The organism is Alkalicoccus urumqiensis (assembly GCF_002993335.1).
Taxonomy (GTDB): domain Bacteria; phylum Bacillota; class Bacilli; order Bacillales; family Salisediminibacteriaceae; genus Alkalicoccus; species Alkalicoccus urumqiensis.
Map to the genome: position 1 here is coordinate 103,685 of NZ_PVNS01000002.1, position 16,680 is coordinate 120,364.

At 48.7% G+C, this 16,680-nt stretch carries 16 protein-coding genes and 1 pseudogene; 12 read left to right on the top strand and 5 right to left on the bottom strand.

Translation table 11 applies throughout. From position 1 onward, the window contains the following. Positions 1 to 29 precede the first annotated feature (29 nt). The gene (locus tag C6I21_RS02275) at positions 30 to 1,337 is read right to left on the bottom strand and encodes a cytochrome P450 (RefSeq protein ID WP_245411513.1); all 1,308 of its coding nucleotides are present in this window, start codon (positions 1,335 to 1,337) and stop codon (positions 30 to 32) included. A 40-nt stretch (positions 1,338 to 1,377) separates the two neighbouring features. Continuing rightward, positions 1,378 to 1,884, bottom strand: coding sequence for a hypothetical protein (locus C6I21_RS02280; RefSeq protein WP_105957811.1), 507 nt, complete (start codon positions 1,882 to 1,884; stop codon positions 1,378 to 1,380). A gap of 114 nt (positions 1,885 to 1,998) precedes the next feature. Between C6I21_RS02280 and C6I21_RS02285 the strand changes: the two genes are divergently transcribed. The 8 genes and pseudogenes from C6I21_RS02285 to C6I21_RS02320 form a co-directional block, all read left to right on the top strand. Then, positions 1,999 to 2,718, top strand: a complete 720-nt coding sequence (locus C6I21_RS02285) for a pseudouridine synthase (RefSeq protein ID WP_105957812.1) — start codon at positions 1,999 to 2,001, stop codon at positions 2,716 to 2,718. A gap of 90 nt (positions 2,719 to 2,808) precedes the next feature. After that, positions 2,809 to 3,336 (top strand): thiol-disulfide oxidoreductase ResA, encoded by a 528-nt coding sequence (resA, locus tag C6I21_RS02290; protein WP_105957813.1) that lies wholly within the window; start codon positions 2,809 to 2,811, stop codon positions 3,334 to 3,336. A gap of 14 nt (positions 3,337 to 3,350) precedes the next feature. Next, positions 3,351 to 5,024, top strand: a complete 1,674-nt coding sequence (resB, locus tag C6I21_RS02295) for a cytochrome c biogenesis protein ResB (RefSeq protein ID WP_105958009.1) — start codon at positions 3,351 to 3,353, stop codon at positions 5,022 to 5,024. After that, positions 5,024 to 6,208 (top strand): c-type cytochrome biogenesis protein CcsB, encoded by a 1,185-nt coding sequence (ccsB, locus tag C6I21_RS02300; protein ID WP_105958010.1) that lies wholly within the window; start codon positions 5,024 to 5,026, stop codon positions 6,206 to 6,208. Before resB ends, ccsB begins: the two co-directional genes overlap by 1 nt. Positions 6,209 to 6,235: 27 nt before the next feature. Beyond that, on the top strand, positions 6,236 to 6,958 hold the full coding sequence (locus tag C6I21_RS02305) for a response regulator transcription factor (RefSeq protein ID WP_280953432.1): 723 nt from the start codon (positions 6,236 to 6,238) through the stop codon (positions 6,956 to 6,958). Continuing rightward, complete coding sequence (locus tag C6I21_RS02310; RefSeq protein ID WP_105957814.1) at positions 6,955 to 8,727, top strand: ATP-binding protein; 1,773 nt, start codon at positions 6,955 to 6,957, stop codon at positions 8,725 to 8,727. Before C6I21_RS02305 ends, C6I21_RS02310 begins: the two co-directional genes overlap by 4 nt. After that, entirely contained in the window at positions 8,724 to 9,293 is a 570-nt protein-coding gene (locus C6I21_RS02315; RefSeq protein WP_105957815.1) for a cob(I)yrinic acid a,c-diamide adenosyltransferase, read from the top strand. Before C6I21_RS02310 ends, C6I21_RS02315 begins: the two co-directional genes overlap by 4 nt. A 222-nt stretch (positions 9,294 to 9,515) precedes the next feature. Then, positions 9,516 to 9,730, top strand: a pseudogene (locus C6I21_RS02320) (transposase); the annotation flags it as partial. Between the two features lie 165 nt (positions 9,731 to 9,895). Here C6I21_RS02320 and C6I21_RS02325 read toward each other — a convergent pair. The 3 genes from C6I21_RS02325 to C6I21_RS02335 all read right to left on the bottom strand — a co-directional run bounded on the left by C6I21_RS02325 (position 9,896) and on the right by C6I21_RS02335 (position 13,251). Beyond that, positions 9,896 to 10,708 (bottom strand): SurA N-terminal domain-containing protein, encoded by an 813-nt coding sequence (locus C6I21_RS02325; protein ID WP_105957816.1) that lies wholly within the window; start codon positions 10,706 to 10,708, stop codon positions 9,896 to 9,898. Between the two features lie 177 nt (positions 10,709 to 10,885). After that, complete coding sequence (serA, locus tag C6I21_RS02330) at positions 10,886 to 12,499, bottom strand: phosphoglycerate dehydrogenase (protein ID WP_105958012.1); 1,614 nt, start codon at positions 12,497 to 12,499, stop codon at positions 10,886 to 10,888. 503 nt (positions 12,500 to 13,002) lie between these two features. Continuing rightward, positions 13,003 to 13,251 carry a ferredoxin gene (locus C6I21_RS02335; RefSeq protein ID WP_105957817.1) on the bottom strand — a complete coding sequence of 83 codons (249 nt, stop codon included), beginning with the start codon at positions 13,249 to 13,251 and terminating at the stop codon, positions 13,003 to 13,005. A 143-nt stretch (positions 13,252 to 13,394) separates the two neighbouring features. Here C6I21_RS02335 and C6I21_RS02340 point away from each other — a divergent pair, with 143 nt between their 5' ends. From C6I21_RS02340 to C6I21_RS02355, 4 genes are read left to right on the top strand one after another with little or no spacing between them, the layout of a single operon-like run. Beyond that, complete coding sequence (locus C6I21_RS02340) at positions 13,395 to 14,441, top strand: YpbB family protein (protein WP_105957818.1); 1,047 nt, start codon at positions 13,395 to 13,397, stop codon at positions 14,439 to 14,441. A 4-nt stretch (positions 14,442 to 14,445) separates the two neighbouring features. Continuing rightward, positions 14,446 to 15,915, top strand: a complete 1,470-nt coding sequence (locus C6I21_RS02345) for a RecQ family ATP-dependent DNA helicase (RefSeq protein ID WP_105957819.1) — start codon at positions 14,446 to 14,448, stop codon at positions 15,913 to 15,915. Further along, complete coding sequence (locus tag C6I21_RS02350) at positions 15,902 to 16,495, top strand: CPBP family intramembrane glutamic endopeptidase (RefSeq protein WP_105957820.1); 594 nt, start codon at positions 15,902 to 15,904, stop codon at positions 16,493 to 16,495. Before C6I21_RS02345 ends, C6I21_RS02350 begins: the two co-directional genes overlap by 14 nt. After that, positions 16,488 to 16,667 (top strand): hypothetical protein, encoded by a 180-nt coding sequence (locus tag C6I21_RS02355; RefSeq protein ID WP_105957821.1) that lies wholly within the window; start codon positions 16,488 to 16,490, stop codon positions 16,665 to 16,667. The genes C6I21_RS02350 and C6I21_RS02355 overlap by 8 nt, the downstream gene beginning before the upstream one ends. Positions 16,668 to 16,680: the final 13 nt, after the last annotated feature.

A 16,680-nucleotide genomic window follows, 5' to 3' on the forward strand; every position in this document is an offset into this window, starting at 1 on the left:
CCTCCTTGAGTATTGATCGCTGTTCGTGACTAAGATTTAATGACGGTCTGGCTCGCTTCTTCTTTTTGAAGCAGTGCGGCCGTTCCAGGCGTCCTCTGAACATTCGTGATTCTAAAGCCATCCTCCGGAATCGTTGGAACGCGGTGGAGGGACCAGGAAAGATTCTGTTCTGGAACATGATAGTCCAGGCCGGTGGACATATAGCGGAAGAAAGCTTTCATCACAATGACAGTGAGCCATTCTCCTGCACAGCGGTGGCCGGAGTGGTGATCCCCTCCACCCTGAGGAACGAAGGAGAAAGGGCTCCCCTGCCAGTTGTTAAAACGTTCCGGCTGGAAAGTCTCCGGGGAGTTCCAGCTGTCTCTGTGATGGTTCGTTCCGTAAAAGTCGAGTACGACGAGCGTGCCTTTTTTAAATTCGACATTCCGCCAGGAAAACGACTTCCGCACTTTTGCAGCCATGGCCGGCGCAAACGGATAATAGCGGCGGACTTCCTGGGAGAACTTATGGGAGTAGTTATTCTGATCCTGAGCGATTTTCTCTTTCTCTCCGGGGAATTGATGCATCGCCAGAAGGCCGAAGACGAGGAAATAGGCGGTCGCAAGAAGAGGGCGGATGGCATTATTCAGCTCGATACCGGCATCTCTTGCAGATAGTTTTTTTCCGGAAGGAGTGCGGTAATGAGCAGTGATGTAGGCCGCGGTCTGAGGGTGCGGCGTCAGTTTTCCACTGCGGACATCCCGGATGATCCCTTCCAGCCACTTTTCCTGCGATTCCCGGGCTTTCTTTCCTTCTTTCATCCGGCCTAAGGAGCCGAAAGAATCGACCATCAGGCTCATTTCTTCTGTTCGCTGCGGAGCTTCTGCATCGGAAAGCGGCACGCCTCCCCACCTGCAGCCGGTCCGCACAAGTATTTCTCTTAATTCATCGTACATATGGATAGACGGCATTTTCTCCCATTCTCCGGCGCGCCGGTCCAGTTCTTCAAGGAAAATATCTTTTATATCTTCAACGCGTTCCGGAGTCATCATGGATAAAAACATCCGCTTCCGATGAAGGTGATCTTCTCCATCCATCCCGTGGATGCCTTTTCCTAAAAGCGATTGACTGATGACGGACGGAACTGCATTTTTTCGAATGAAAAGCGATGAATCGTAAAATTTTTCCGCTGCTTCCGCGCCGGTTATGCAGAGGGCTTTCTTTCCAACGAGTCTGGTTTCAAAGATGTCTGATTTAAGTTCATTATGCCGGTCTGAGAGAAATGTAAAGCCTTCCTTCAATAAAAGATGCGTATTATCAAGTCCTCTGGCTCGTGGTGCTCTGGTGAATTTCCCCACTCTGCAGCAGCCCCTTTCACATTGTGTAAATCCTGTCCGGTTACTCATTCCCCTCCTTATGTGTGGAAAAACCTTCATCGACCTGCGCGTACCATCTTTTCAACAGCATATCCATCTCCACAGCTGTTTCACGTGAAGCCGCTGTCATTTTTCCAAGAGTCGTGGCCGTATCAGTACTGATGCCGCTGAATACCGTCCGCAATGCGCCATCTGATGTCAGCCAGCAGCTGTCGAGGTAGTGATCAAATACAGATAGAAAATCATCGCTTATCTGCTGCAGTGCGCGGTCAGGAAGTTCAATAAAACGAAGCCCGCGGGCGAGGCGGATTTCCGTTACATGCGGCTGCTCGCTCTGCCTTAAAACGGCGTTCCGCATCCGGAGCATGGTGAGCTCCTGTGCCCGGACTCGTTCCTCTTCAAGCAGAATATTCTTCTCCGTGGAAGGAGAAATCTGTGCAGCAGAGGTCTTTTTCTTCCGTCGGAATACAAATAACAGGAGTCCGGCTGATAAAATGAGTATGATAAGTACGATAATGGATGCAGTCATGAGAGCTCTCTCCTTTACTTCACCCCGCTGGAAGGAGTAAAATAATGCTGGATACGTGCGATTGTATCACATTTATACGTTGTCGGGATGATAACAGAAGGAGAGTGCGTTCAAATGGAACGACTTCAGAAAATTATTGCCAAAGCAGGGATCACGTCCCGTCGAAAAGCCGAAAAGCTCATCGAGGACGGAAGAGTAGAAGTAAACGGGAAGAAAGTGACGGAGCTTGGTGCAAAAGCAAATCAGCAGACGGATAAAATCGTCGTAGACGGCGTGCCGCTTGAAAATGAAGAACCTGTCTACTATCTGCTGTATAAACCGGCAGGCGTCATTTCCAGTGTGTCGGATGAAGCAGGCAGAAAAGTAGTGACTGATTATATTACAACGGAAAAGCGGATTTATCCGGTTGGACGGCTGGATTATGATACTTCAGGCGCCATCATTCTGACAAATGACGGGGAATTTGCCAATCAGCTTATGCACCCGAAATACAAAGTGGAAAAAACGTACTATGCGAAGGTGGAAGGAATTCCCGACAAAGAGGCCATTAAGCAGCTCCGCCGCGGGATAGAGATCGATGGACACAAAACGTCCCCCGCTTTTGCAAAAGTCCGTCAGACGAATAACCGCAAAGGGACCTCCCTCGTGGAGCTCGTCATTCATGAAGGCCGCAACCGGCAGGTACGCAGAATGCTTGAAGCAGTCGGTCATCCGGTGTTGAAACTCCGCAGGGAGCAGTACGGAGTCGTTGATCTGCAGGGGTTAAATGCAGGAGAATACCGGGAGCTTAAGCCGTATGAAGTAAAAAAGCTGCGTGAAAGTGCTGTCACATAACGTTCGATTTTACCTGCGCCGTGTAAATGCAGTCTTCAGGAGTGTAGTGATACACTAAAGACAGCTGTGTGTGAAAGTGGGGGATTTATAGTGAAAACGAAGCGCCGTATGACGAGAGCCATCATTTTATTTGTCATGATCGCTGCGATCGGTTATACATTCTACAATCATTTCTCGGAAGAACGGGGACTGGTGGACAGCGGGGATGAAGCCCCGAACTTCATCCTTGAGAACATGCAGGGGGAAGAACTGGAACTTGCTGAGATGGAAGGGCAGGGGGTGTACCTGAACTTCTGGGCCACATACTGCACGTACTGCAGAGATAAAATGGAAATTTTAAAAGAGTATTATGAGGAGTATGAGCAGAAAGGCGTTCAGGTCATTCATGTAAATGTGGATGAAACAAACCTTCAGGTGGAGCGTCACAGAGACCGGTACAACCTGCCTTATGAATTGTACATTGACCGCAATATGCTGGTCAGCAATGCTTATGGAGTCGGGGTTCTTCCATCTGCATTTTTAATTAATGAAGAGGGAGAAGTCGTGGAGCGTCAAATCGGGGGCAAAACAGAAGAACAGCTTGTTTCTTCACTCGAGGAGATTGTGCCCGGAAGCTGAAGTGGGGGATGACGATGAATAAAGTAACATGTGAATGCGGTCATCAGAACCCGTATGGCACGTATTTATGTGAATCCTGCGGCAAGCCGCTGCAGGAAAGTGATGAAAAAGTAGCGAATATGAGGTATGAAGGGGTTGCCAGACGGTCCCAGACGTATAAATCCTCTATAGTCGATAAAATCTGGAACTTCTTTTCTTCAGTAAAAGTAGGAATTTGGATTATTGTACTTATCCTGGTGACTTCGTCGCTCGGAACGATCTTCCCACAGGAAATGTACATTCCTCCGGGAACGACTGCCACCGAGTATTATCAGGAAGAATATGGTATCGCCGGGCAGCTGTATTACGATCTCGGTTTTCATAACCTGTACAGCTCATGGTGGTACATGATGCTTATAGCGGCGCTCGGCATTTCACTTGTGATCGCAAGTCTGGACCGATTTGTGCCGCTGTACCGTGCATTGAAGAAGCAGCGTACAACACGCCACACAGCCTTTATGAAAAAGCAGCGTGTATTCGGTGAATCAGAAGGGTCGCTCACAGAAGAAGATAGAACCATAATGAAAGAGCGGCTGAAGCAGAAGCGGTACCGGGTAAAAGAAGAAAATGGGAACCTTTTCGCTGAAAAAAACCGCTTCTCCAGATGGGGTCCGTACGTTAATCACATCGGGCTGATTATCTTCCTCATCGGCGGTATGCTCCGCTTTTTCCCTGGGATGTACCTGGATGAATATGTCTGGATCCGCGAAGGTGAACGGGAAGTAATCAGCGGAACGAACGGCGAATATTTTGTGGAAAACCGCGAATTTATGGTGGAACTGTACGATGATCAGGAAGAGGATCTTTTCCAGGAGGCACTGACGAGAGAAGATAATCCTGTTGTTTCCAACTTTCAGACATCTGCGACACTTTACAAGCGCCCGGAAGGCATTATCGGAGACAATGCGGAGCTTGAGAAGGTTAAAGATCATGACATCCGCGTAAATCAGCCGCTGACGTTCGAAGGTATTTCTCTTTACCAGGTGGACTACCGGCTGAATGAACTGTCTACATTCACATTTACTGTTGAATCCGATACGGTAGATTTGGAAGAAGATATGACGTTCCAAGTTGATTTAAACGATCCGGCAAGGTATTACGAATTTGAGAATGGCTATCAGATTGAACTTCTGGAATATTTCCCGAACTTTTATATCGATAATAACGGGGAACCGAGCACGCAGAACCGGGTCCCGGATAATCCAAGGATCATTTTCGAACTCTTTACACCTGATCAGGATCCGGAAGCAGAAGGCACGGAAGGAGAGCTCAGTCTGATCGGCGTCCGCGTGAATGAAGAGCTTAACGGGGAGCGTGATCATGTTATCCGCATGGAGGATGTGGAACTGGTGGATGCTACCGGACTGACTGTCCGCCGGGATCATACACTGCCTTTTCTTATTGCGGGAGGAGCTATATTTATGGTTGGACTTATTCAGGGATCCTACTGGCATCACCGACGGATCTGGATTCAGGAAAAGGCCGGCCGTCTTTACGTAGCCGGTCACGCCAATAAAAACTGGCACGCTCTCAAGCGGGACCTCTCATTTGTTTCGGAGAACACCCGCCTTCCTGAAGCCGCGGATCAGCTTGATGATGAAGCGGAGAACGAAGAGGAAGTGCAGCAGAAAAAAGGAGGAAATGCATGATGTTTGAATTTAGTTCCGCCATGCTCTACGCTGCTTTTGTGCTGTATCTGCTGGCGACAATATTATTTGCCGTCTCAATTACAGGGAAGCGGTTTAAGGATAAATCCGGAGAAGAGAAGAACCGTGCAGGAATTCTCGGCTATGCTGCGTCCATCGCAGCGCTCCTCAGCGGTCTGACTTATTTTGTCACCCGCTGGATCGCTGTCGGTTTCGCACCGGTAAGCAATATGTTCGAATACATGACTGCGCTCGGTATTGCCATGTCTCTTGCATTTGCGATTATTTATCCGATGTACAAAAATAACTATCTTGGCTTATTTACAATGCCTGTGGTCATGCTGATTATTGCCTACGCCTCGATGTTCCCAGGCGAGGCACAGCCTCTGATTCCGGCTCTGCAGTCCAACTGGCTGTTTATACACGTTATAACAACGGTGATCGGGCAGGGGATTTTATCCATCGGGTTCGCTGCAGGAGTTCTTTATCTTGTCCGGAAGATTGATTTCACGAAAAAGTCCCGGAAAGTGAAGGGCATTGAATTCATTATGTTCAGCATTTTAAGTCTCGTAGCGTATGTCGGTATCGGCATCGGTTTTGGTGCGGCAGATTATACGGCACAGTTCAACTACGTAGATGAAAATGCAGAAGAAGCCGTTATGGACTACTACCTTCCTCCGCTCGTCGGACCTAATGAAGGAGAGCTCGTATCGGAGCAGGGGTTCACGCCTGTTATCAACACGCCTGCTTTTGTCCGGAGTAATGACTTAAATACGGTACTATGGTCCTTTATCGGCGGTCTGGTCCTTTACGGAGGCATCCGTGGAATCGGCCGGAAACCGGTGGCTGCGTCTCTTCAGCCGGTAGTGAAAAACGTGAATCCGCAGACAGTGGATGAGATCAGCTACCGCGCGATAGCCATTGGATTTCCGGTCTTTACACTCGGCGGGCTGATATTCGCGATGATTTGGGCGCAGATTGCCTGGACCCGTTTCTGGGGATGGGATCCGAAAGAAGTCTGGGCACTCATTACATTTTTGTTTTACGCCGCTTATCTTCACCTGCGGCTTTCCCGCGGATGGCACGGAGAAAAAAGCGCCTGGCTCTGTGTGATCGGGTTCGCGTTGATTATGTTCAACCTGGTATTTGTTAATCTGATTATTGCCGGGCTTCATTCGTACGCATAGACAGGCTTTAAACAAGGAGGGGTTGTCTTGGCAGCTGAGAGCACGAGTATTCTGGTAGTAGACGACGAGGAGCGGATCCGCAGGCTGCTCCGTATGTATCTTGAAAAAGAAAATTATACGGTGGAAGATGCAGAAAATGGCGAGGACGCTCTGGAAAAAGCGATGAACAAAGACTACGACTTAATTATTCTTGATTTAATGATGCCGGGAATGGATGGGATCGAAGTCTGTGAGGAACTGCGCAGGCATAAAGCGACACCTGTCATTATGCTGACAGCCAAAGGGGAAGAGGCAAACCGCGTGCAGGGGTTTGAGTCCGGAGCCGACGATTATATCGTAAAGCCGTTCAGCCCACGTGAAGTTGTTTTACGAGTTAAGGCGCTTCTGCGCCGGGCATCGACGACAAAATTTCTGCAGACGGATACGAAAACAAAAGAATTGTATGAATTCCCTTTTGTAACGATCGACGATGATGCCCACAGAGTCACGGTAAAAGATACGCATATCAGTCTCACACCGAAAGAATACGAACTGCTTCTTTACCTTGCACAGGCGCCGGATAAAGTGTTCGCACGCGAACAGCTGTTGAAAGACGTCTGGAACTACGAGTTCTTTGGTGATCTGCGTACTGTTGACACGCACGTGAAGCGTCTCCGGGAAAAATTGAGTGCGGTGGAACCGAAGGCAGCAGACATGATCCGGACGGTGTGGGGTGTCGGCTACAAATTTGAGGTTTCGCAGGGGACATGATGTTCTGGAGAAGTGTTGTAGGAAAACTCTGGTTCACTATTCTGCTGCTTGTGTCCGTCGTGCTCCTCGTTCTGACGGTCCTGCTTCTTGAATACTTCGAACGGTTTCACACCGAACAGGCAGAGAGTGAGCTGACGGATCATGCTGCACTTCTCGTTACGTTTTTGGAAACGGAGACAACGGGAAATGGAGCACTCGAGATGAGTGAAACGATTTCGGCCACGTATGCTTCAAATGCCGTTCTGATCGGTGAAGATAACTACTGGTATACAGCCAATCGGGATGAACATAATCTGCCGATTGATCTCTTTTTTGAAGAACCGGAATTTCAGGAAGTAACCGAGGACCGCGAGACGATTGTGACACAGGGAAATTATGCCGTGACAGAAGAAGCAAGTGAAATTATGATTGTCGGCATGCCGGTTACGTTTTCAGACGGGGAGGAAGGTTCTCTTTTTTTATATCAGCCGCTGGATGTGATTGAAGAAGCAACCAGTCAGACAAAGCAGATTGTCTTTCTCTCTGCAGGCGTGGCCATTATACTTACGACCATTTTCGCTTTTTTCCTGAGCTCCCGGATCACTGCCCCGCTCCGGCAGATGCGGCAGGCTTCCCTGGAAGCGGCACATGGTAACTTTGATACGAAAATACCGATTCAGACGAAAGATGAGATCGGGCTTCTCGCGATGGCATTCAATCGGATGGGGCGGGCCATTCAGACAAATATTCAGGCAGTGAATGAGGAAAAAGAGCAGCTGTCCCGGATACTGAGTTCGATGGCAGACGGAGTTTTGACCATAAACCGGAACCGGGAACTGATTGTTACCAATCCACCTGCAGATACATTTCTCGAAGCTTTTCGATTTGAATCGAAAGAATCAGAGACAAACCTGCCTCCGGTTCTGGAAGAGCTTTTTAAAGAAGTGCTGAACCGGGGAGAAGAAGTGGTGAGTGAGACAACCGTACAGGGGAGGACTTGGGTCATCCTGATGACTCCGCTTTATGGAGAAAATGTGATCCGCGGCGCGGTTGCCGTTCTGCGGGACATGACGGAAGAGCGCCAGCATGATAAGTTAAGAAAAGATTTTATTGCAAATGTTTCACATGAACTCCGCACACCGATCTCTATGCTGCAGGGATATTCCGAAGCGATCGTCGACGGCATTGCAGAGACAGAGGCGGAAAAGAAAGAAATGGCCGGTATCATTTATGATGAATCCCTCCGGATCGGAAGGCTGGTCAATGAACTGCTTGATCTGGCCAGGATGGAAGCTGGCTACCTATCGCTGCACCGTGAAGAAATTCATCTCGGTGAGTTTACAGAGAAGATGGTCCGAAAATTTCAGGTTGTGGCAAAAGAGCAGGATGTAAATCTCCATTATGACCTTGAAACGCCGGAACGGGCTGTTTTTTATGCAGATGCGGACCGTCTGGAGCAGGTCGCTACCAATCTGATCGATAACGCGATCCGTCATACCGGAGAGGATGGAGATATTTATTTCCGTGTAAGGCTTATCGACTCGGAACTGCTTCTCGAAGTGGAAGATACCGGTGCAGGAATCCCGGAAGAGGACCTTCCATTCATTTTCGAACGCTTTTACAAGGCAGATAAAGCACGCACACGTGGACGCGCCGGAACCGGTCTGGGGCTCGCTATCGTGAAAAATATTATTGATGCCCACGGTGGTACGGTGGCAGCTCACAGCCACCATGGAGAGGGGACAACCTTTCAAGTACGGCTTCCAGAATATAAGGAGGAACGGAAATGAAAATTTATACAAAGCAGGGCGACAAAGGACAGACACAGCTGATTGGAAAGCGCGTTTCCAAAACGGACCCACGTGTCGAAGCGTATGGTACGGTGGATGAACTGAACAGTTTTATCGGTTCCGCCTGTGCAGAGCTGGAAAAAACCTCTATGAAAAAGCTCCTCCACGAACTGCATGAGATTCAGCACGAACTGTTTGATCTCGGAGGGGACATGGCCGATGTCAGCGGAAAAAACAAGTGGAAACTGACGGAAAAATCTGTTCAGCGGCTTGAAGAACAGATTGACCATCACTGGGATCAGGCACCTGAAATCCGCACGTTTATACTCCCCGGAGGAGAACCTGGTGCGGCTCAACTTCACGTGTGCCGTACTGTGGCGAGAAGAGCGGAACGTCTTACAGCGGCAGCTTCAACAGAAGAACCATTTCCTCCTCAGGCGCTGCCATACTTAAACCGTCTCTCCGATTACTTCTTTGCAGCAGCCCGCGCGGTCAATTCAGATGCAGGAAGAGAAGATGTTCTTTATGCACGCGGCAGTCAGGTTTTCTCTACAGATAAAGAATAAAGAAATATCGGTTGTAAGAAAAATCATAAGTGCGATAGTTTCCTTACAAAAGGAGGCTGGGAAAAACCAGCATCAAAAGAAGCCCTTACCATTTTTGGTGAGGGCTTTCTATATAAGGGGGGTTGATCCTTCCAATGCCAATCGCCTGCCGCGGGCAAGGCTTCAGCTAACTGCCGCAAAAACAGCGGCGGTGGATCTTCAGCTCCTGCTTTTCCCGCATATGAACGATGGGAAACGCAAAAAACACATATCCGCCAACTTTCGGAAGAAAAACTGGAGCCATCTACGGTCGGTGTAAAACCGACGTAGAAGCCGTTTTTGGATTTCTGAAGGCGAATTTGCGTTTCACCAGAATGTCGGTGAGTGGCAAAGCCATGGTAAAACAGGAATTGGGATCTGCACTCATGGCCGTGAACATGAGAAAGTTCACGGCCATGAGACAGGTTCGTAATTGTTTCTCCCAGACAAAACGCTTTCGACGACCCACTTGGGTCATCGAAAGCGTTTTTTACATGCTGGGCAACTATTTTGTCCCAGCCTCTTTTTTGTACCGGAAACAACACGACTGCTCAACAACAGTCGGCAGACAGCCTGAGCTGTTATTACAGCATAATTTCGATTTCTGCCTGATCGTTCAAATCACGCAGCATTTCCTGCTGGATCAACGTGTTTTCAATATCTTCCTTAGCTGCTTCAAACCCTTCTTCTGCAAGAGAGGCATCCTGAGAGGAGAGGGTGTCGTAGTAACTGCGGACATCTTCTTCGGACACTTCATATTCAGCAAGAACATCCTCCGATTCCATCAGCTGCTCAACGAGTGAAACCTGGCGGAGTTCTTCGCGGATCTGATCTTCCGAGTAGTTCAGCGAAGCCATCTGTTCCTGGAACGCCTCTTCTGAGTCAAAGGAGCTGCGGATGGTCTCGTATTCCTCTTCCACGAATTCTTCATCCGCTTCAATATTCTGTCGTTCTGCTTCCTGTTTCATCAATTCCTGATTGACGATTTGTGCGAGATATTGTTCCTGCATCTGCGCCATCATCATCTCCATCTGTCCATCTTCCATTTCCTGACTTTGGAATATATCAAAAATTGGACCGAGCTGATTCTGCAGCTGGGAAGCGGGAATCTCTTCACCATTCACAATAATAGCTGTTTCTTCCGGGTCCATGTTCATTAATTCAGGAAGATCGGCTTCCGTTTCTTCGATTTCTTCTGCGGTGACTTCATCCATTTCTTCGGATGTATTGTCCATTTCGAGAGATTCATTTTCCGAAGCCTGTTCTTCTTCCTCTTCTGATGTATTCGTATCCTGCTGTTCTGCTTCTTCCTCCGCAGTATTGTTTTCATCGTTTCCGCTGCACGCTGCAGCAAAAAGAAGTACGCCGAGGGAGAGGCTCATTGTCCATTTACGCATGAGGGAGTTCCTGCCTTTCTTCGTATCTATGATGCTGTATTAATGTACCATACTTGCAGTGTGCACCGCAATTTCCTTCCGTCCGCGGGAGAAGACTTTAGACAGTATAAAAAGCGCCGGACTGCTGTCCGGCGCTCCGATCGACAGTCCAGGTAAAAAGAGGGCTGACGGGATAGATTATAATTCAATCGAAGTGACGTGAGCGATCTCGTCAATTTCACTGAACGCCTGAAGAACGTCATCTCCGCATTCTTTATCGGTGGATAGCAGCATAATGGCTTCCCCGCCTTCTTCTTTTCGTCCAACCTGCATGGTAGCAATGTTGACCCCGTGGGTTCCAAGCAGCTGACCGACTTTACCGATTACTCCCGGGCGGTCATGGTGCCGTACATAAAACGTATGTTTTGCCGGGGAGAAGTCGAGCTGAAAGCCGTTTATCTGCACGACACGGGGCCCGATCTCAGAGCTGTACGTACCATGAACTTCCAGGGAGCTGCTCTCTCCCGTAACTTTCACTTTCACAAAATTGGCGTAGCCTTTTGACTCTGATTCATGTTTTTCGGAAACCTCGACATCGCGCTCTTTTGCAATAACTCCAGCATTTACTTCGTTTACGTAGTCATCAATGCGGTGCCGGAAAAATCCTGCGAGCAGGCTGCGGCTGAATAACCCGGTTTCCTGGTGGGAAATTTCTCCTGCGTAGCTGATCTCCACCTGACCCGCAGGTTCCTTGAAAAGCTGGGAGGCGATCGCTCCGAGTGTTTTCGTCAAACTTGTAAACGGAGAGAATTTCTCAAATGCATCCTGATCCAGATAAGGCAGGTTCAATGCATGCGGAGCAGGGTTTCCCTGGAGGTAGTCGAGAACTTCCTGAGAAACAGATTCAGCCACGTTCTGCTGTGCTTCGGATGTTGAAGCAGCAATGTGCGGCGTGGTAATGACCTGAGGAAGAGAGCTTAGCGGGTGGTTGGCTGCGGGCTCTTCTTCGAATACATCGATCGCAGCGCCGCGCACATGGCCATCTTGTACGGCATCATACAGCGCACTCTCATCGATAATTCCGCCTCTGGCACAGTTAATGATAAACACACCGGGTTTTGTCTGCTTTAATGTCTTTTCATTCAAAAGCCCTTTTGTATCTTTTGTAAGCGGCGTGTGTACCGTTAAAATATCCGACTGCTCGAGTATTTCATCGAGAGAAACTGCCGTAACATGATTTTTCTCTGCCCGGCTCTGCGTCAGAAACGGATCGAAGGCAAGGACGTTCATACGGAATGCACGCGCACGCTGTGCAAGTTCTGCTCCGATCCTGCCGAAACCGACGATACCGAGCGTTTTTCCATAAAGTTCCGCGCCCTGATACTTCTTCCGGTCCCAGCGGCCTTCCTGCATGGATCTGCTGGCCTGAGGTATATTTCTGGCAAGAGAGGCGATCATGGCAAATGTATGTTCCGCAGTGGAAATCGTATTTCCATCCGGAGCGTTAATGACGACTACACCATGTGCGGTTGCAGCCTCCATATCAACATTATCTACACCAACACCGGCCCGTCCGATGATCTTCAGGTTCGGCAGTTTATCGAGTACTTCTGAGGTAACCGTTGTAGCACTGCGGATTAAAAGTGCGTCCACTTCCTCGAGAGGAATGGTTGCTTCGTCAATTTTCTCACGGACTACGTTCACTTCTGAACTTTCGAGAATAGGCTTAAGACCATCCTCGCTCATGGCATCAGCCACCAGTACGGTATATGTCCCGCTCTGCTTCTTCACAGGCTGTACAGCTTGCACCATCTTTAACATCCCCACCTTTTCCTACTTGATTTTCTTATACTAACATGAAATAAGAAGAAAGTGGGTGTATCCGCTCAAAAACCAAAAGTTTTTTTCAGGAGGACGAAGTAGTCTGACATCGTATGCGCTTACATATCCAATTATTATGAAAATGCTGAAGAGAGAAGGGTGGAAGCGGCTAATAAATCTCGGCGGATTCAGTGAACGACATAAAATAAACCAGGCAGAAACTGCCTGGTCTTAAAAGAAAAGAGAGGTTTGTTGAATAGGTTCCCGCTTTCTGCCTGCACCTGCAGCCGTGCAAACAGCGCCCGGCTGGAAGACAAGCCCACGCAGGCTTCTGCCGAAAAGTGGAGAAGCTCTATCAACAGAAACAAACGGTACATGGAACAGAACACTGAAATGCCGCAGCCCTTGGCATAGCTGCTCGAAAGAGGCTTTGAATTTTATACATTCTTACCCTATAAAAAAAGACCGGAGAAACCTCCGGTCTAAAAGGGGTACTATTCGAACTTCAGTGCATCGCCGTCAAATGGTTCCTCGGCAATTTTAATGGAGTCGGTCGGACATCCGTCAAAGGCGTCCTCCAGATCTTCGTAAAGATCTTCAGGTACAGCTTCTGTTCCTTTGTTGTCATCAAGGATGACGAATGCAATGCCTTCATCATCATAATCATATATGTCCGGTGCAGCTGCACCACAGGCACCGCAGGCGATGCAGGTGTCCTGGTCGACGATTGTAAATTTAGCCACGGGTGGTTCCTCCTTTGTCTCAATAGTGAGCGGTGATGTATATCTTCTCGTTAAATTATTCTACTCTTTTACTGTCGGTTTTTCAACAGCGGCCGCACTCAATATGATAGAATAAAACCAGTATTTGAGAGGAGGACGTCAAGATGGACAGGCTGCTTCTTCATATTTTTATGCACATGAATGGACAGCGGTCCATCAGCGGTCCGGTACATATTTTAAAAGGGAAGCGCTCTTCCCAGACCATTCAGGATATTCATCTGTTCCGGCTCCACAAGTGGGCCGGACTGCTTCGTCATACGTCTTATGGAACGCTGTGGGAACAGGCGCAGCGGCTTCGGGATCAAGGATTTATTGAGCCCATCAGCAGTACAGTGGACAGCGTAACGCAGTCAGGCCTGGATGCAGAATCAGTCAGCAGGAAAGTGTTTGAGAACGTTCGATTATCAGGATGGAAATATGAATGGGAAGGGCACACAGATGACTGCTGGCGTACACTGAACCTTCTCATTCAAACGGCATCACACCTGAAAGCAGGGCGGAAACAGTTTATTCCTGTATATGCTGATACTACTGCTAAGCAGAATGTCCGCTCACTTTTTAGGGAGGCTTCTGCAGAACAGATTGCCGAAGGACTGTACGAATGGCTTTACAGGGAACTGTTGAAACGCTCCCGGAGTGATGCGGAGCTTTTTACTGACAGTTTATCCGGTCCGGACCGGAGCGGAAAGACCCTGGGACAGATGACTTCTTCCGGAGAAGTGCCCTTTCATACCTGGCTTCGTTTCCGAAGTATTCTTCATGATTTAATCGAAAGCGGAGGTCCGGAGTCTCCGGAATGTCTTAATACGCTTTTTAAGCAGTGGAAACAAAAAAAAGAACTGACCAGGTCTGCTGAAAAAACGAGGGAACTTTTTATGGCAGGGTACGACTTACAGCAGATTGCAGCAGAGCGCCGGCTGAAAGTGAGTACTATTGAGGATCATTTTGTTGAGATGGCTGCTTCAGATCCTGAATTTCCGGTGGATGTGTACGCGGCAGCGGAATTGCAGCGTGAGATTCTTCAGGCGGCCTCCACCAGCGGCGGGAGACTGAGGGATATAAGGGAGCGTATTGGTGAGAAAGCAGACTATTTTCAAATACGTCTCGTACTCTCTTCCAGGACCGGAAAAGGAGGGACCGCTTATTTATGAAGATATGTTAAAAGATGCAGGATTTACTTCTTTCCGGCCGGGACAGGAGGAGGTCATCCGTTCTGTCATGAAGGGAGAGGATACGCTCGCTGTACTCCCTACAGGCGGAGGTAAAACGCTCTGCTATGATCTTCCTTCACGAATGCTTCAGGGACTCACAGTGGTAGTGTCCCCGCTCGTATCACTAATGCAGGATCAAGTGACGCAGCTTCAGTCACAGGGAAGAAGAAGAGTGGAATCATTGACCGGACAGCTCTCTTTTCAGGAGAAAAAAGACATTCTTTACCGGCTCCCACAGCTGAATATGCTGTTTCTTTCTCCGGAAATGCTGCAGTCGGAAAGAATAAAAGAACGGTTGAAACAGCTGACAATCTCCTTATTTGTAGTCGATGAAGCGCACTGCATATCCCAGTGGGGCCATGAATTCCGTCCGGACTACAAAAGCCTCGCCGGGGTGATAGAAGAGCTTCACAGACCGGTGGTGCTGGCACTCACCGCCACCGCAACACCACAGGTGGAAGCGGATATAAAAGAACTGCTGAAGCTGAATCATCCGTTTATATACCGCCGCTCTGTAAACCGCCGGAACATTTTTCTCGAAGCAGTGAAGGTTGAGAACCGGGAAGAGAAATGGGAGCGCCTGGAGCGGGAAATGGAAGCACTGCCGAAGCCGATGATTATTTACACCGGCACAAGAAAAGAGGCAGAAGAAGCCGCTGCCAAAGCGGGACGGAATTTCTCAGCTGCGTGCTACCATGCAGGGATGAGCCCTGAGGAGAGAAGAGCTGTCCAGCTTCAGTTTGTCGAAGGAAGTGTTTCAGTTCTTGCCGCAACGAATGCGTTTGGTATGGGAATTAACAAGAAAGATATCCGCAGCGTCGTCCACCTGTATCTGCCGCCATCGCTGGAACAGTATGTTCAGGAAACCGGCAGAGCCGGAAGGGACGGCAGCGACAGTATTGCTGTCCTGCTTGCAGGTCCTGAAGAGGAACGCCTGCAGATGCATCTGATACAGTCTGCTCTTCCGGAAAAAAGCGATTTATTCCGTTATATGCTTCCGGTTTTTCAGCAGCAGATTGATTTTCCACATGAGACACTTCCTTTTCCGGAAGTCGTCAATCGAACGGCGGAGCATCATTTTGAGCAGTCCGGCCTGCTTAAAAACGGCCGTTTTCAACGGGTGCCTGAAAGAGAAGATATCGACCGCCTTGGAAGTATTTACGAAGCGAGGCGCCGGATTAAACTGCGGCAGTTTGAGAAAATGCTCTCTTTTTATACGGACACAGAGTGCCTGAGAAAGCAGATCCTCCGCTATTTCCAGGAGGAAGCAGAAGCACAGCAAAACTGCTGCAGTGTCTGCGGTCTCAGACCGGAAATAGCCTCCTCACAGCTGTTTTTTTCTAATGAGGAAACAGGGTGGGAAAACCGGCTGATTCAATTATTCTATCCGGAGCGCCGCCATGAAATTACCTGATGCCTCTGATTTGAATGACCGGGAACTTCAGTTAAATGTCGTCGTTACCCAGGTGTTGTTTTTAACTGTCGCAGCCGTGGGGGCATGGTTGTTTTTCGGGGATGCGTTCCACCCATTCAGCCAGTGGAATTTTTCCCGGGCAGCGCTTTTTACCGGAGCAGTCCTTGCAGCAGCTGTGCTGGTGTTTGAGCTGATACTTTGGTTCATTGTCCCGCGCAGGTGGTTCGACGACGGCGGAATCAATATTCGTGTGTTTAGAAACATGCCCTGGCCTGCACTGGCTGCAGTGTGCTTTCTCGTAGCATTTGCAGAAGAAGTGCTGTTCCGCGGTGTTCTTCAGGAACAGTTTGGTCTTCTGGCTGCATCACTTCTTTTTGCATTGATGCATTTCCGTTATGCTTCAAAACCGTTTTTATTATTTGTCGTCGTTCTTATCAGCGTCAGTATCGGTGTTGTTTATGAATGGAGTGGAAGTCTTGCGGCAGTTGTGACCGCACATTTCATCATCGATCTCGTTCTTGCCGGAATCATCCGGCTCCGGCTCACGGAAATAACTACTGGAGGTGACCTTCATGGATGAGCAGGAAGAAGAAAAACTGCCTTCGCGTATGGAACGGAGCAGAAAATCAAAAAAGAAGAAAAAGCATAAAGCCAAACCGGAATTTCCGCTTGTACGTATCTGGCTGATCCTCTTTTTTGTGCTTATTTTCGGTATCCTTCTTTATCCATTCTGGTTTCCGGCAATATACTAATTATGGAAAGGGG

What these genes read in the sequence shown, in the direction of transcription:
- C6I21_RS02345 (WP_105957819.1), top strand. Translation starts at nt 14,446, where the DNA reads ATGTTAAAAGATGCAGGATTTACTTCTTTCCGGCCGGGACAGGAGGAG.
- C6I21_RS02280 (WP_105957811.1), bottom strand. Translation starts at nt 1,884, where the DNA reads ATGACTGCATCCATTATCGTACTTATCATACTCATTTTATCAGCCGGA.
- ccsB (WP_105958010.1), top strand. Translation starts at nt 5,024, where the DNA reads ATGTTTGAATTTAGTTCCGCCATGCTCTACGCTGCTTTTGTGCTGTAT.
- C6I21_RS02285 (WP_105957812.1), top strand. Translation starts at nt 1,999, where the DNA reads ATGGAACGACTTCAGAAAATTATTGCCAAAGCAGGGATCACGTCCCGT.
- serA (WP_105958012.1), bottom strand. Translation starts at nt 12,499, where the DNA reads ATGGTGCAAGCTGTACAGCCTGTGAAGAAGCAGAGCGGGACATATACC.
- C6I21_RS02340 (WP_105957818.1), top strand. Translation starts at nt 13,395, where the DNA reads ATGGACAGGCTGCTTCTTCATATTTTTATGCACATGAATGGACAGCGG.
- C6I21_RS02355 (WP_105957821.1), top strand. Translation starts at nt 16,488, where the DNA reads ATGGATGAGCAGGAAGAAGAAAAACTGCCTTCGCGTATGGAACGGAGC.
- C6I21_RS02325 (WP_105957816.1), bottom strand. Translation starts at nt 10,708, where the DNA reads ATGCGTAAATGGACAATGAGCCTCTCCCTCGGCGTACTTCTTTTTGCT.
- C6I21_RS02350 (WP_105957820.1), top strand. Translation starts at nt 15,902, where the DNA reads ATGAAATTACCTGATGCCTCTGATTTGAATGACCGGGAACTTCAGTTA.
- C6I21_RS02315 (WP_105957815.1), top strand. Translation starts at nt 8,724, where the DNA reads ATGAAAATTTATACAAAGCAGGGCGACAAAGGACAGACACAGCTGATT.
- C6I21_RS02310 (WP_105957814.1), top strand. Translation starts at nt 6,955, where the DNA reads ATGATGTTCTGGAGAAGTGTTGTAGGAAAACTCTGGTTCACTATTCTG.
- resB (WP_105958009.1), top strand. Translation starts at nt 3,351, where the DNA reads ATGAATAAAGTAACATGTGAATGCGGTCATCAGAACCCGTATGGCACG.